Source organism: Variovorax boronicumulans, from assembly GCF_030812215.1.
Lineage (GTDB): Bacteria > Pseudomonadota > Gammaproteobacteria > Burkholderiales > Burkholderiaceae_C > Variovorax > Variovorax boronicumulans_C.
In genome coordinates this window covers 446,211-463,160 of the sequence record NZ_JAUSSG010000005.1, presented here as the reverse complement: position 1 = coordinate 463,160, position 16,950 = coordinate 446,211, and the positions used below count along the sequence as shown (strand labels likewise).

2 protein-coding genes are annotated in these 16,950 nt (G+C 65.1%); both read right to left on the bottom strand.

Annotation, left to right across the window (positions count from 1 at the left end):
- The coding region (locus J2W23_RS16640) for an Ig-like domain repeat protein (RefSeq protein ID WP_307649501.1) at window positions 1-14,952 on the bottom strand (14,952 nt) is incomplete at its 3' end.
- Between the two features lie 319 nt (window positions 14,953-15,271).
- Window positions 15,272-16,813 (bottom strand): YifB family Mg chelatase-like AAA ATPase, encoded by a 1,542-nt coding sequence (locus J2W23_RS16635; RefSeq protein ID WP_176660580.1) that lies wholly within the window; start codon window positions 16,811-16,813, stop codon window positions 15,272-15,274.
- Between the last annotated feature and the right edge of the window lie 137 nt (window positions 16,814-16,950).

Sequence of the window (16,950 nt, the reverse complement as noted above, 5' to 3'; positions counted from 1 at the left end):
CTCGAAGTCGTTGACGATCAGGTGCTTGTTGCCGTTGGCGTCGTAGTGGTGGGTCACGCTGCCGGTGGTGCTGGCCGCTCCGTTGAGCACCTGGCCCGTCGTGTTGCCGGTGCTGCCATCGATCTGGATGGCGCCGCGCGCATTGACGGTGGTGCTGGTCTTTTGCTGATAGCCCTGCGGCCCCGCCACATAAGTGGTGTGCGTGTGGCTGCTGGCGTTCGAGCCCGAGTCCACGTACAGCGAGTTCACCGCGTTGCCCGCCGCGTCGTAGAAGTAGATGGTGGTGTTGCTGCCCGAGAGTGCCGAGGCCGTGCCCTTGAGCTGCGTGGAGGCAACCAGGCGCCCGTTGTCGTCGTAGTCGTCGGACTTGATCGACCCCTCCTCGGCCGTCTGCACCACGCGGCTGGCCGCGTCGTAGGCGCGTGCCTCGAAGGTTCCGTCGCTGCGTGAGGTCCGCGTGAGGCGGTTCAGCGCGTCGTAGTCGTAGCTCTCGTTGATGCCGCCAGCGGCGCTGTCGGTGTCGCTCGTGCGGTTGCCGTTGGCGTCATAGGCGAAGGTGTGGCTGCCGGCGGTGAGCTGGCGGTTCATCGCGTCGTAGGTGTAGGCGGTGTCGGAGTTGGCCTGCACGCCGACATCGCGCGCCTTGGTCGTGACCCGGGTGCGATTGCCCGCCTTGTCGTAGTCGATGCTGACGTAGGCGCGTGTATCGGCCACCCAGCGCATGCGCCCCAGCGCGTCGTAGGCGATGGCGTTGTCCTGATAGACCGCGCCGTTGTGGATGGTGGTCTCGCGCAGGCGGCGGCCGCCCAGGTCGTAGGCGTAGGTGCTGGTCGTGCCGACTCTGGTGTCGTCGATGCGCACCAGCTGGCCGGCCGCGTCGTAGTGCATCGTCTGGCCCTGGCCGCCGGAGATCTGGGACAGCTGGCGCGCGTTGTCGTAGCTGTAGCCGTAGCCGGTCTTGCCCAGGTCGGTACGTGCCTGCAGTTGTCCGAAGTAGTCGTAGCGCCAGGTGGTGTCGCTGCCGTTGGCGTCCACCTCAATGATCTTGTGGTTGCGCGCGTCGTAGGCGGCAATGGTGGCCAGCCGCTCGGGGGTGGCGCTGCCCTCGGCGCGCAGCTGCGTGGTGCTCACCAGGTTGCCGCGCAGGTCGTAGGCGTACTTGACGGTCTCGTTGTTGGCGTTGGTCTGGCTCAGCTTGCGCCCGGCCTGGTCCCAGCGCTGGGTTTCCTGCAGGTTGCGCGTGCCAAGGTCCGTGGCCACCACGCCACCGAGCCCGAACCCAGAGGTGTATACGCCCACCGCCGGGCGTACGGTGCGCACCAGGCGGTCGAGCTTGTCGTAGGTCGAGGTGGTGGTTTTGCGCCTTGCATCGACGGTCGCGACCTCGTTGCCGAAGGCGTTGAAGCGGTGGTCGATCACACCGCCGTCGGCGTGGCGCTCCTGCACGAGCTTGCCGCCTGCATCCCACACCTGGACGTTGACGTTGTCCCTGGCGTCGCGCACGGCCACCTGGCGCCCGAGGGCGTCGAAGTAGATCTGCGTGACGGGTGCGTTGGCGTTGACAACGTTGCCGTTTGCGTCGGCGCCCGCGTTGCCGTCCGAGTCGGTCTGCACCTGCTGCACCAGCTGGTTGTTGGCGTTGTAGCGGTAGGTGGTCTTCCAGGCGCTGGAGCGCGGGTCGGTGATGGAGACCACGTTGCCCCATCGGTCGGTGTTCTGCGTGACCACAGGGCGCACGTAGCCGGCTCCGCTGCCGTTGAGCGCCTGGCCGATGTGCAACTGCGGGCCGCCCAGCCAGCGATCCTGGCTGATGGCGTAGGGGCTCTCGGGCGTCGTGCCGGTGTAGGCGTACTGGGCCGGCGTGCCCGGAGTGCCTGGAATGCCGGGCGTAGCAGGAATGACCTGCATGGGCGGCGTGGTGTCCTCGAACTGCACGCTGCCGTCGGGGAAGTAGGTCAACTTGCCGGAGGTGTGCTGCGTGGCCTCGGCATTGTGAATGGGGGAGTAGGTGTAGACGAACTCGTACACCAGGCCCCGCAACAGGATGCTCGAGTCCGTGACGACGAACTCGTCGTAGCCGTCCGGGCGCGATGGCGGCCATTGGCGTTGCTGCATGAGCAGCAGCGGAAGGCCGTCGCCGTTGACGCGCATGCCCACGCGGCTGACCAGGCCCAGGGGGGGCGGCGGCAGGCGCACGACCCACACGGTGCGGGTGCGGTCATTGCCGTTCTCGTCGGTCCAAATGGACTCCTCTCGCTTCTCTACCGTCACGCCGTCAATGTGAGGCAGGCTCACTGTCCGCTCGGGCGTACCGGGGATGTCCGGCGTTCCGGCGACCGCCGCCTTCTTGTAGATCTGCCCGGTGGCATGCGCATAGGGGCCGACATCGCCCGCGTGGCTCCACAGCAGCTCGTACTCGTAGGTGGCGTCGCCGGGCAGGTTGGCCAGGCTGATGCTGCTGGTGCCGCCGTTCTGGCTGATGGCTTGCTCATACCAGGTGGCGGTGCCCACCTGGCGCAAGCGAATGACCTGGGTGTCGCCGCCGCCCGGGCTTTGCCAGTCGAAGGTCTGTGCCGGCGCGTTGACGTTGCCGTTGGCGCTGAAGCTGCTGAGCACCGGCGGTGTGACCGAGAGCACGCCGCTGGCCGTGACCGTCGCCGGCTGGTTCATGAGCGCGGTGAACACGCGGTACTCGTAGCTGCCTTCGCCCAATGCGGAGGCATCGAAGCGCAGGCTGTCGCCAAAATTGGCCAGCGGCGCGCCCACCCAGCCGCTGTCGCCAGGGCTGCCGGCAACGCGCCACTGCAGGTTGATCTGCGCACCGGGCGGCGGCCCGGCGGGTGTGCCGGGCGCGTCGATGCGCACGCTGCGCCCGGCGTTGCCCGCGCCATCCTGGTTGACCACGGTCTGCCAATCGCCCAGGAGGTCGCGCTTTTGCACGGTGACGTGGGTCACGCGTGCCACTCCGCTGGGCTCGGCACCGCTGGCATCGGCCCAGACCATGGTGTAGCCGTTGGCTGCTTCCAGCGCGCCGACGGTGACGCTGCGACTTGTGGCGCCGGTCTCGGCTCCATTGGCATCGCGCCGGGTGTAGTGCAGCGTGACCTGCACGTCCCCGCCGCCCAGGCCTTCGAGGACGCCGGGCCAGCTCAGCGCAACACGGTTGTTCCCGCTGCCGTCGACGACGGCAATGCCCAGCTTGCCGGTTTGCGCGGTGACCCCGCCCTGGCTGTCGGTCCAGCGTTCGGCCAGGGCCTGTTGCGTGACGCGGCCCAGCAGGTCGTAGCTGGTGTTGGTGCGCCGTACGTCGACCAGGTCGCGCACTTCGGCCGCGGTGCCGTAGGCGCGCAGGTTGAGGTCGCCGCGGGCCTTGCCCGCGCTGCGGATGTCGGCGCTCTGGTTGCCCAGGAGGTCGTACAGCGCCACCTTGTCCACACCGTCGCCGGCGTTGGTGCGCCAGAGCTGGCCGGCGTTGTTGTAGTCGAAGTATTCGCCGGCCTGGCCGTTGACGCTCTTGGCCACCAGTTCGCCGAAGGCGTTGTAAGCCATGGCGGTGTCGACCGGGGCGCCGGAGGCGCCTGCGGCCGGGCTGGCGTTGGTCTGGCCATCCGCCTGTGCTGGTGCGCCTTGCCACAGCAGCACCCAGTTGCCTGGGCCTTGTTCCTGGAAGATCCGGACGGCCGAGACACTGGCCATGGGCTCCTCGGGCGACAGCGTCACGCCCTGTGCTGCGGTGGCGGCCGACTGGAAGTCCTGCGCGAAGGTGCCTGCGCGGCCGGGGATGACGGCCGCCGGTGTGTTCTCGTCGCCTGGGGACGAGGTGGGATGCATGACGTAGTCGAACTGGACCCGCACGGCGCCACCCTGCGCGTTCACGACGTTGGCCAGTTGCAGCGCAAGCTTGCCGTTGTCGACCGGACGCCCCGGAAGGTCGCCTCCCGAAATACTGCCGGGGGACGGCGCGGGCGTGACGGTGGCTTTGGGGTTGGTCGTGTAGATGCCGCGAGCCCCACCCTGGGTGGCGTCCGCGTTGTCGGTGGCGTTGCCGGGGTCGTAGACGTGGGTCTGCTGGCCGAGTGCATCGTAGGCATAGGCGCGGAACAGGGTGCGTGTGGCACCGTCGTTGCCGCTGACGCCTTGCCAGTCCTTGGCCACGAGGCCTTGGCTGTTGTAGGAGCTGTAGTGGTTGACGCCCATGGCGTCGGTGGTCTGCACCTTGTGGCCCAGCGCGTCGTATTGGGTGAAGCTGGTGCGGTCGGTGTTGGCCAGGAGATCGACGTCTCTCTGCGGGTCTGTAGCGACGCGTATCGTCTCTGTCAGGTACAGGTGATCAAGGCCCACAAAGGCCGGCAGCGGGTTGTAGGCGGTGAAGTAGCGAGTCAGCTTGGCGTCGAAGGACCCCGCCGGTCCGGTGCCGACATAGATTTCTTCGTTGTCCAGGGTATAGGTTCGCCCGAGGCTGCCGCTGACCAAGGCCTCCACCTCGGCCGGGTTTGTGGTGAGGACGATGTCCACGAAGGTGGCATCGACGAGCCGCAGCTTGTACAGCTTCGTGGTCCCGGGTTGCGGCGTGCCCGCGACGTATCCAACCACCGGCTCGGCCTCGAACCCCGGGATGGAAAGCCAGGCATTCCATTCCGCTTCGTCGGTGGTGAAGTAGTGCTTGGCGAAGGGCTTGTTGATGCCTCGGTACAGCGGCTTGCTGCCCTCGAAAGGAACGCTGGAGATGTATCCGAGCGATCCCTCCTTGCCCCAGACCGGCGCCGCGGGATTGCCAAGGATGAACATTCCCTCGACCGATGCCACCTCCGGATTCGGTACCAGGGTGGTAGCCGGGAACGGATTCGGGTTCAGCGCCGCCCCATTGGCATCCGCGCCATTGATGTACTCGGTCTTGAGCACCACGTTGCCGTGTGCATCGCGGCGGAACACCGTCAGCGGCGTGAGCGGGCTCACGCCGTCGCTGCCCGCGCGCGTGGGCTCGGCCACGGCCGTCACGCGTCCGAGTGCGTCGTAGTAGCTGACGGTGCGCCCTCCCAGGGCATCGGTGGTGACCGTCAGGTTGCCCACGGCGTCGTATTCATAGACGGTCGTGAGATTGCCGCGCGTTGCGCTGGCGGTCGAAGCAGCGCTGTACTCCACGTTGACCCGCGTCTCGCTCGTCTTGCGGTTGTTGCGGTCGTACGTGGTGGTTGTGGTCCGGTCGTCCCTTGCGTTCGCCGCAGGCCGAGGCGCTGTTCCGGCTGCGCCGGCGTTGGTTGCCCCCGTCCAGCCTGCCATCGTCGTAAGGCCCGCCCAGGTGTCCAGCTTGTTTGCGTATTCCGTGCGAGAGGCCACGTTGCCGCCCGCATCGAAGCCCTGCGTGGTGACATAGCCTCCCGCGTCGATGCTATTGGTCTGCTGGCCGCGCCGGTCGTAGAAGTGGGTGGTCAGGGCCCAGGTTCCGGCGGTGGCGTCCTTGAGCTTGGCCACCTGCACGAGCTGGCCGAAGCTGTCGTAGGTGTTGCGCGTGGTCTTGCCGGCGTTGAAGTTCTGGGTTGTCGTTAGCGTGGCGTCGTAACCGGCGGTCTCCGCCTCGGTCACCTGGATGGCGCGTCCCAGGCGGTCGTAGTCGGTGCGCAGCGTGCGGTTCGCACCGTCGGAGCGCAGGGCGCTCACCGTGGCCTCCACCTGGTCCCGGCTGGGCGCCTGTGTGGGATTGCCTGCCGCGCTGGCGGCCAGGGTGGTGCCGGCCGCAAAGCGGGTCAGCGTTTTCACATCGCCGAAGGTGTTGCGCTCGTAGCCGGTGACGTGGCCCAGCGCGTCGATCTCATGGGCCACCCGGCCCAGGTTGTCGTAGGTCTTGTAGCTGTAGTTGCCGCCGATGTCACGGTTGGCGACAGCATTGCCCAGGGCGTTGTAGGTGGTCTCGGTGAAGAGGCTCTGCACCGACTCCACCCGGGTGGCCGAACCGTTGGCGCCGTTGGCCGCCAGTGCCGCGGCAGATTCGCCGCCGTACACGCCCACCGGCGGAAAGATGGCCTTGACCTGGCGCCCGACCTGGTCGTATTCGTACGTGGTGGTGCGCTGCTCGGGGCGTCCCGCCCCTTCGGTGCGGCTGCGCAGGTTGCCGAAGCTGTCGTAGGCCAGCACGGTGACGACATTGCCTGCGCCGCTAGCCCCAGCATTGACCTGGAGCCGGCCATTGCCCCCGGGGGTGACGGCCGTGAGCTCGACCTGCGGAGACACCTCGCGCACCAGTCGGCCCTGGAGGTCGTACCCATAGGTCCACACGGCATGCTTGGCGTTGGTGAAACTGGTCTTGTTGCCAAGGGCGTCGTAGGACCACGACTCGGTGAAGCCCATGGCATCGACGGTGGAGAGCACGCGTCCGACGGCGTCGCGCTGGAAGCTCTTGCTGCGGTCGTCGGGTGAAGTGACGATGGCGTCGGCGATGGCCTTGGCCGTGTTGGCGGTGTTCGTCGGAATGGACAGCGCATATTGCGTGGTGCCGCGCACCTGCCCCAGGCCGTCGTAGTCGGTCTTGCTGACGAAGCCCATGGGATCGACGCCATAGATCTTCTGCCCGCCGCCATTGAAGACCTGCAGGGTGACGCGGTCGTTGACGGTGTCGACCGCCGTGCGCGCGCGAATGTCGGCCGCGCTGGCGGTGGTGCTCAAGCCTGCGACGTCGATTGCCCGTGCATACCGCCGGGTTTGCACTTCCTGGCCGAGGCCGTCGTAGATGGATTCGGTCGTGCCGCCCTGCGCATCGACGGCGAAGACCTGGCGGTTGGCCTGGTCGTAGGCAAAGCGTTGGACGCGGTCGGTGCCTGCGTTGGCGGTTGCGTTCGTGCGCGTCTGCAGATCGGCGTCGGTGTAGACGCTCGCTGCCGAGGGCGGGGCGATGCGGGTGTCGTAGCCGACTTGCTGCGTGACGTTGCCGAAGGCGTCGTGGGCAGCCCGGGTGACGCTGCCCAGGGCATCGACCGTGAAGGTGCGACGGCCCGCGCCATCGTGGGCGAACGCAGTGATGCGGTCGACCGAGACATCAGGGCGCAGGAGCCCCTGCAAAGCACTGTCGGTCAGTTGCGGGATCGCATAGCCGTTGATGACGCCGTCGCGGAAACCGAGGACATCGACCGTCTGGGCGTACTGAACAGTGCGCACCACGCGGCCGGTACCGTCGTAGCTGTTGCGCGTGACGGCACCCGTGCCATCGACGCTCCAGCTCAATCGTCCGGCAGCGTCGTAGACCATGTACTTCGCCTGGTCGATGCCAGGTGCCACGCTCAGGTTGCCGAAGACGGAGTCGATGTCGTTGCCGACATAGCTCAGCAGCGGCCATGCGTGCGCGGTCTGGCGCACAAGGCGGCCGACGCCGTCGTAGTCGTAAGAGGTGACCTCTCGCATCCAACCCGCGCCGGACATCAGCTCGGATGTGTCGGTCCAGCGCAGTTGGTAGCGCAGGCGATTGCCCGCGTCGTAGAGGAAGTCGGTGACGCGGTCGGCATCGCTGTCGGTCACGCTCGCTGGATCGGCCGCCTCGGCAATGGGGGTGGCGTACTGGCTGCGACGCGTGACGTTGCCGTTGGCGTCGTACGCTGTCTTGCTGACAGCACCGATGCCGTCCACGCTCCAGACCAGGCGATTGGCCGCGTCGTAGACATTGCGCACGCGCTGGTCATGCGCGTCGTCGGCCACCGGTGCAAGAGCCGTGCGGCCATCCCAGGCGGCGAGCGCGGCAGTTGTCAGTGGCGTGCTGTAGCTGCGCTTTGCGACGACATTGCCGTGGGCATCGTAGGCGTACTGGGTGACAGCGCCTAAGGTATCGACATTCCAGACGGCGCGATTGGCAGTGTCATAGACGGTGCGAATGCTTTGATCGCGGGCCGCGTCGGCCATGACGGCGGGAGCGGACTGGCCGTCCCATGAGTTGAACGCCGCACCGGTCAAGGCGTTTGCATAGGCCAGGACTTCGACGACATTGCCCTTCGCGTCGTAGATATTGCGCCGTACGTTGCCTGCGCCGTCGACCTTCCAAACGGCGCGGTTGAGTGTGTCGTACACAGTACGCACTCGTTCGTCGCGGGTGTCGTCGAAAACTGGCCAGGGCCCCTGGATGAGGCTCAGGCTCGTCGGATCGACGCGATTCGCGAAGGTGCGCGTCTCGACGAGGTTGTCAGCGTTGTCGTAGGTGTAGCGAACGACAGCCCCTGTGCCATCGATCGTCTGCGCCAACCGACCCAGGCCGTCATAGCGGCGATTCTCGACAACGTCCGAGCCGGGTGTCGCGACCACACGGGCTTGTACGTCCGAAATCCTGAGAGTGTTGGAGAGGCCAGTCGTCGCGATAGGTACAGCGTAAGCAGTGCGCCGCAACACATGGCCGGCGAAATCGAACTCCTGATATGTCAGGTTGCCTAGTGGGTCGAGCGTGTAGACCAGACGGCTGTTGGCGTCGTAGGCGTAGCGCGTGGCGTTTCCGTTGGCATCGACGGAGCGCGTGACGTTGCCGACCGCGTCGTACTCGTAGCGGCGCGTAAGGTTCAGGCCAGCATGCGTCTGAGAGGACGGGTCCACCACCTCCTTGATGCGCCGACCTGCACCGTCGTAGGTGTACTGGGTGATATTGCCGCTCGGGTCCGTGACCGTGAGCACCTTGCCCGTGGTGTCGTGGGTGTAGCTGGTCGTGAGGCGCAGGCCCGAGGGATCGACCACTTGGCGCAGGGTCTGTCCGGCAAGGTCGAATTCGGTGGCGGTGACTATCCCGCGAGGATCGGTGACGCTGACGGTCTGGCCTTTGGCGTCATAGGCGTAGGTCGTGACAAGGTTCAGGCCTGCACTCGTGCTGGTGGTGGGGTCAAGCGTGCGCGTGAGCAGCCGATTGGCCGCGTCATAGGTGTAGTCGGTCCTGACGCCGTTGGCATCGGTGCTGCTGAGTTTGAGCCCGGTCTTGTCGTAGGTGGCACTGGTGTTGGCGCCCAGTGGCGCGTCGGTTCCGATGAGATTGCCGCTCTTGTCGTAAGTGTAGGTAGTGACATTGCCGCGCCCATCTGCCACGCTTTGGGTCAGGCCCTGGCGATTGCGTACGGTCGTGACGGCCAGCCCTGTCGTGTGAACGGTGGTGCTGCGCTTGGCCAAGTCATAGCTGAAATACGTCCAGCCCACGTTGCTACTGTTGGCGTTTCTGGATTCCCATGCGCCATTGGCATCCTTCTGACGCAAGACTCTGTCGAAGGCGTCGTACTGAGTCTCGCTGGTGATGCGCCTCGTAGGATCGAGGATCGTGAGGAGACGACCCAGCCTGTCGTAGGTGTTCTCGGTGTGGTTGCCGTTGCCGTCATCGCTTTCGACGACGCGACCGAAAGCGTCATAGGTCTTGCGCTGGGTAATGCGCAACGTACCGGTGTCCTGTACCGTCTGGATCTTCAGGCCGCGGCGGTCGAAAGTGGCCGTATCGGTGACGACATAGCCGTTCTTTAGCGTGTAGCTGCTGGCGATGGCCTCGCGGAAGGCGTTGTATGAATAGCTGGTGGTGCTGCCTAACGCATCTGTTGTGCTGGCCTTGGTGCCTGTGGCGTTGTAACCATTCAGGACGTGGGTGTCCTTGGTTGTGTTGGCCACGAGACCGAGCAGGTCCGCCACTGCGCCGGTGTCCAGTCCGCCGGGCGCAGTGGTGCCCAGGATTTCGACGTTGATCGGGGTTCCGTAGATGACCTGCTCGGTCAACTGACCCATCGCGCTGTAGCGGCTCTCGGTAACTTCGCCCAGCGCATTGACGGTATAGCGAAGGCGGCCAATGGCATCGTAGAAGAACAGCGTGCGGTGACCATTCGCGTCGGTGGTGCCTGCGCGCCTGCCAGCGGCATCGTAGGTATGCGTCAGGCCGTTAGCAGCCCACAGGGCGAAGGGATCGCTCAATGCCACCGCACCGCTGCCCCGGCCGTCGAGCTCGCCGATGAGGCGGCCCTGGATATCGTAAAGCGAGCGGGTGACGCGTTCGTCCGACGTGCCAGCAGCGGTGGTGGTCTGCACGAGCCTGCCGACACTGTCATATGCGAACCTGGTAACCGTGCCTTCCGCGTCCGTGCGGCTCAGGAGCTGATTGGCGGCGCTCCATGTCTGGGTGACACGCCGATCCTGAAGCTTGTTCAGGCTTGGACGAAGCTCATCCAGCGTAGACGTCTCTGCGACCGCTCCCCATGCCTTCCCCGCATAGCGAATGGTCTGTACCACGTTGCCCCGGATGTCGTAGGCGGTTTCCGTTAAGTAGCCTTCCGCATCCACTTGGCCCACCAGACGGCCCTGGTCGTCATAGTAGTTGTAAGTCAGAGCCGTTTGCCAGAGGTCGCCGGGGCGTAGGCCTTGCAGGTTGTAGCTGGCGCGGGCGATGGCTATCGCCTCCATGCGATTGCCTGCGCTAGTGAGCTTGCTGTAGTAATTTATCAAGCGATCGGCATGAGCGTGTCCGATCGTTATAACCACGCGTCCCGCAGCGTCGTAAACCTGCTCGACAAGGCCGTACTCGGCATCCAGCGTGGCCTGGAGTTGACCGTCGCGGTTGTAGAAATGCGAGGTGATGCGATCCTGCTGCAGGTCTAGGTTGGCGTAGATCGTGGTGAGAGGATGGCCCTCGACCACCTGGCCGAAGCTGACACTGCTGTCGGTGTTGCGCGCATCCCCCGCATAGGCGGCGCTGAAAGTGTGCGTCCCCGGGGGCAGTGACACACCTGACAGGGTTGCCACACCATCGGTACCCACTTGAGCAGTGCCCAGGAGGCGCGTGCCGCTATAGAAGCTCACCAGGCCCGCGGGGCTCTTACCCTCGACGCGTACCGATAGAGCGCTATCCTTGAAGAGCGAGGGTGGTGTCAGATTCGTCAGCGTCGACGATGCTCTCGCAATCGTGACGTTGACAGTGATCTGCGAAGTGGCGTTGTTCGCATCACCCGAGTACACGGCCTTGATTGTTCGCACGCCGACTTCGAGATTGCTCACGGTCAAGATGGCCTTGCCGTTCACTAGCGATGCAGTGCCCAGTAGCGTCGCGCCATCGTAGAAGTCGACTGAGCCGCCCTCCGGCCTGCCTTGGCCTGTAGGTATCGCCGTGAGTGACGCTGGTGCTCCGTACTCCAATGTCGCGGGTGACGACTGGACGCCAATTGAATTCGGAGACGGCGATCCCACCACCCGTTGTGTCAGGCTGTTCGACAAGACCGGCTCGTGACTGTCATCCCCTGAGTAACTTGCGGTGATCGACAGTGTTCCCAAGGACAAGTTGTTGGCTGTGAGCGAGGCCAGGCCATTAACCACGTCGGTCGTACCGATGGCTTGCCCATTGCTGTAGAAAGTGGCCGTACCGCTGGCCGGTCGGCCTGCTTGGGCCGAAACGACTTTGACCGAGAAAGTAACTGCGCCATCGGCAACAACCGCAGCCCTTGAAGACGTGACCTCAATGATGCTCTTCTCTCTCCCGATGGTGATGTCGAGTGTGCCGACAGCGGCTGCGCTGTCCGCATCGCCCGAGTACACGACCTTGAGCGCATGCGATCCTGCGTCGAAACCAGGGAGCGAGTATGGGAGCCACCCTCCTTGCTCGCGGAAGCTGGCAATCAGCGTTTGTCCGTCAAAAAAACTGTATGTTCCGGATCCTGTGCCCTTGGACGGGATATAGACATAAACCAGCAGCGGCTCTTTGGCCCCTGTGATGTTGGAGCCGAAATAGGGCGTGAATGTGACGGTTTGGGACTGCGAGGGGGGCGTGATGCTGTTCGAGCCGCTGGCAACTCGAACGGCCGCTCCTTCCGCAACGAAGCTCGCCTTGTTCTTTGTGTCGCCTGCGTAGGCTGCGCTGAGTACAACCTTTGTCCCGATGGGGAGATAGCTCGTCACAAGAGTCGCACGACCATTGACTGCCTTGGCGGTTCCAAGGAACACCGAGTCGGCAAAGAAGTCGACCTGTCCACTGGGCGCTGCGCCAGCAACATCTGCTGTCAATGTCACTGGAGTGCCTTGCTCAAGGCTGGACGCTGACACACCTAGCGCAATGGATGTCGTTGTTAGAACAGGCTTCGGCGCGACGGCGAAAATTTGCTCCGACAAAATGCTTGCATGGAGCGCGTCCCCGGCATATTCCACGCGGATGCGTAGGTTGCCCGCCGGCAGCGAACTCAGCGCGATGCTGGCAACACCGTTGATCAGCGTTGCGGTGCCGAGCAAGTCGCTTCCGTTGTAGAACTTCACCTCACCCGCAGCCGTGGTCAACATGGGCGCCCGCAGTGTGCTCAGCGTCGCCGACAGCGTGACGGCCTCGCCTTGGATGGGGGCGGCCGACGAAAAACTCAATACTGCGCTCGTGATCGCCTTGGTGATGGTTTTCTGCGCCGCAGTCGAAAGGCTGACCGGTCTGTTCACGTCGCCCGAATAGGCCGCCCGAATGTTGTTCACACCTATCGGCAATTCGTTGGTGACCAGCGTGGCCTTGCCATTGACCACCATCGCGCTGCCAACAACTGTCTCGCCACTGAAAAAGGTCACCATGCCACCGGGGTTCACTCCCTCGATCGTGGCCGTCAGCGTGACCTGCGAACCCAACGGCGCCGGATTTGCGTTGTCCACGCCCAGCGTGATGCCACCCACAGTGGCGGGATTCACCAGCAACTCGATGTTCGCCCCGTTGCCCAGCAAGCTCACATCAATCGGATTGGCCAACTGCGTCACGTTGAGGATGCGCGACGCCCCGTCATACGTCGTCTGCGTCACATACCCCAACGCATCCACTTGCCATGTGAGCCGGTTGGCCGTGTCGTAGAAGCGCCAGACCTTCTGGTCCTGCGGCGTGTTCGCCGGCCGCAGCGCGTCTAGACTGGTCGTCGTGTTCGTTGCGCTCCATGCCGTGGTCGGCTTGCCAGCCCCATCCACCAGAGCCGCTGTGCCGATCCGCGTCGCATAGGCAACGGTCTCGCGCAATTGCCCATTGGCGTTGTACACATACTCGATCACAGCCCCGGTCGCATCGATTTCGGCGACCTTGCGATCCGCCTCGTCGTACAGCATCCACTTGCGCACACCCGTCGGGTCTTGCGTCATCAGCAGGTTGCCGTCCTTGTCGTAGGCGTAGGTGGTGGTGCCCAACACGCCGGTGCCGGCACTTTGCTGGGTCACGCTGACGAGGCGCCCGGCCTTGTCATAGGCCGAGACGGTGACGAGCCCACTGGCCACGGTCACGCTGGTCTTGCCGTTGGCGTCGTCGTAGCTGGTGGTCGTGGTGTTGGACGTGGCGCCGCCATCCAGTGACGGCGCACTGACGCTGAGCACACGGCCCAGGCCGTCGTAGGTGTAGGTTGTGACAGCCGTGGTTCCGCCTGCCGTCGTGGCCGGCTCGATCTTCTGCAGCAGCAACCCGCGCGGGTCGTAGATGTACTGGGTGGTGGCCGCGGTGCCGGCCACGCCGCTGCCGTTGGCTGCCGTCGATGCGTAGGTCGTGCTGCTGCTCAACTGGCCGCGCGCGTCGTAGACCAGTTCGGAGAGCTCGGTGCGCGTGCGGTCCTGGACGGTGGCCCAACTGCTCAGCTGTGCCTCGGTGGGCACATCGGTGAGAGCCAGAGCCGCTGTGTTGTAGGCAGCGCCAGCGTACTTGATGGTGCTGGTGCGCTGGCCGTAGCTGTCGTAGCGGTACTCGGTGACGTTGCCCTGCGGCGTGATCGCAAAGCGCAGCTGGTTGGGGTTGCCTGCGGCATAGACGTAGCGCGTGGTCTCGGGCAGCGCGGCGTCCCTGTTGAAGACGGCGCGATCGACCACGGCCGCATCGGCATAGATCGTGTCGGTCAGCAACTGGTTGGCGCCGTTGTACGTGCGCACGCGGGTGTCGCCGGCCGAGTCGACCTCCCGGGTCAAGTTGCCGTGGTCGTCGTACTGCAGCGTGACCTTGTGGCCTTCGCCATCGGTGACGAGGGTGACGTTGCCCGTCGCATCGTAGGCGTAGCTGATCTGGCTCAGGCCGCTGGTGTTGGTTGCCGTGACGCCGCTGCGCACCTGGGTCAGCTGGCCTTGGGCGTCGTACAGGTAGACCGACTGGGCACCGAGCGGATCGGTGACGGTCGTGGTGTTCTGGGCTGTGTCGTAGGCGAAACGGGTGACCGCACCAAGGGCATCGGTGACGGAGTCAACCTTGTAGACGCCACCCGACTGCACGTATGTGAAGCCGAGCTTCGTGCCGTCGCTCTGCGTGACGCTGGCCACGCGCTTGCTCGCGCCGTCGTAGGTGTACGTCGTGACGTAGACGTTGTTGTCCGCCACTGTGTTGTCGCCGGGCGAGAGATCGACGGTGACCTTGAACAGGCGGTTGCTGGTGTCGTAGGCGTAGTGGACCGTGGTGGTCGTGACACCGCCCGAGACGGTACGGATCTGGGTGAGATTCGTACCGCTGTAGTCGTAGTAGCTGATGTCGCCGTTGGCATCGGTGACCGACTTCACGGTGCCGTTGGTGTTGTAGGCGTAGCTGACGGTGTTGCCGTCGGTGTCGGTGGCGGAAACCAGGCGGCCCGTACCGTTGGACTGGTAGCGCTCGATGCGGCCGGTGTCGCCATCGGTCCAGATGAACTGCGAGGCACCGCTGTCGTAGGCAATGGTGTCGAAGGCGCCGGAGCCGGCGGGGCTGACGTAGCGGTTCTTGGCGGCGTCCCAGGTGTAGACGGCCTGGGCACCGTCGCGGTCGGTGCGCGTCAGGGTGCTGCCGGCGATACCCACGGAGCCAGAAGTCAGGACCACCTTCTGGCCGAAAGCGCCCACGTTCCAGTTGTCGCCGTTGTCGTCGGTGAGCAGGCCCTGGCTGTTGTAGGTGCGCACTGCATTGACGTCGAGCCCGCGGCCAATGAGCACATCGTCGCGGTCCTGCAGCACGAGGTTGCCGTTGGCGATGTTGACGAAGGACTGCTCGCCGTTGCGGCCCTGGCCCGCCGTCCCTATCAAGCCTCGCTGGCCCAGTGTGGCCAAGGAACCCAGGCTCAGGCCCAGACTGTTACCGCTGACGATTGCAACCATGAATTCATCCCTGAATGTGTCGTTTCATGGACATGCAATCTCACCTGGCACGGGTACTGCAGTCCGCTGATCAATACATCCGGGGAAATCTCGGATCGTTTAGGGCCTGACAGCAGAAAAATGCCTCAGCGTTTCTGATTCGCGAAATAAGTCACGAAGAATCTCTAACAAACCCGTGAAATCGGCGGATCCAACACCAGGGAAAAAGGAAATGCCGGCAAAGACCGTCGATCGGCGGCGCAGCACCTCACGCAACCCCGTGCAACCCCCTGCGGTACTGCACCGCCTCCGCCACATGCACGACCTGCACCGTCTCCGACGAAGCCAGGTCCGCAATCGTGCGCGCCACTTTCAGCGCTCGGTGCGTGCTGCGCGCCGACCAGCCGAGCTTGGCCGCCGCGTTGTAGATGAACTTGAGGGCTGTGGCGTCCAGCGCTGCATGCGTGTCGATGGCGCTGCCCTGCAGGTTCTGGTTGGCGTGGCCCTGGCGCTGCATGGCGCGCTCGCGCGCCGCCACCACGCGGCTGCGGATGCTCTCGGTCGATTCGCCCGGCGGCGAGTCGAGCAGCTGCTGCGCCGATACGGCGGGTACTTCGATGTGCAGGTCGATGCGGTCCAGCAGCGGCCCGCTGAGCTTGCCCTGGTAGCGCGAGACCTGGTCCGGCGTGCAGCGGCAGGACTTCAGCGACGAGCCGAGATAACCGCAAGGGCAGGGGTTCATCGCCGCGATCAATTGGAAGCGCGCGGGAAATTCCGCACGACGCGCAGCGCGAACGATCGTGATGGTGCCGGTCTCCAGCGGCTCGCGCAGCGCCTCCAGGGCGGAGCGCGCGAACTCGGGAAATTCGTCGAGAAACAGCACGCCGTGATGCGCTCTTGAAATCTCGCCCGGCCGCGGCGGCGAGCCGCCACCCACCAGCGCCACCGCGCTGGAGGTGTGATGCGGCGCCGACGTCGGCCTGCACATCCACCGCTCCGTCGCGAAGCGCCCGCCCAGGCTCGCGACGGCGGCGCTTTCCAGCGCTTCGTCGATGCTCATCGCCGGCAGCAGGCCGGCAAAGCGCTGCGCGAGCATCGACTTGCCCGAGCCCGGCTCACCCACCATCAGCAAGCTGTGGCCGCCAGCCGCAGCGATCTCGAGCGCGCGCTTGGCGCCGACGTGGCCCTTGACCTCGGCCAGGTCGGCGTAGGGTGACACGGCGATGCCGGGCGTGACGTGAATCCGCGCCCAACCATCGTCGGGCGGTTCGGGGGCTGCGGCCTTGTCGTCCTCGGGCATGAACTGCCGCACCACATCGAGCAGGTGCTTCGCGCCGTACACCTCGCCGCCGGGCACCAGCGCGGCTTCTTGCGCGCTGTCCATCGGCAGCACCAGCTTCGTCGCCACGCCGCGCGTGTGCAGCGCCAGCGCCATGGCGAGCGCGCCGCGTATTGGCCGCAACTCGCCCGACAGCGACAGCTCCCCCGCGAACTCGTGCCCGGCCAGCCGTGCGCCCTGGATCTGTTCGCTCGCCGCGAGGATGCCCAGCGCGATCGGCAGATCGAAGCGGCCGGAATCCTTCGGCAAGTCGGCCGGTGCCAGGCTCACCACGATCTTTTTATTGTTCGGAAACTCCAGCCCCGCGTTCTGGATGGCCGAGCGCACGCGATCGCGCGATTCCTTCACCTCGGTTTCCGCCAGCCCGACGAGCGTGAAACTGGGCAAACCGTTCGCCAGATGCACCTCGACCGTGACATCGGCCGCTTCCAGCCCAAGCAAAGCACGGCTTTGCACCAAAGACAGACTCATTTTTCTCCCCCTCCCCAAGATGGTGCGTCCATCTTTTGTTGACCCACGGCCGCGCGGCACGCTGGTGCCTGCAACCGATCGAAACAACGCTTGTAACGAATTGGCGCTCATCGGCAGCCACTCGCGCCCTGCGGGAT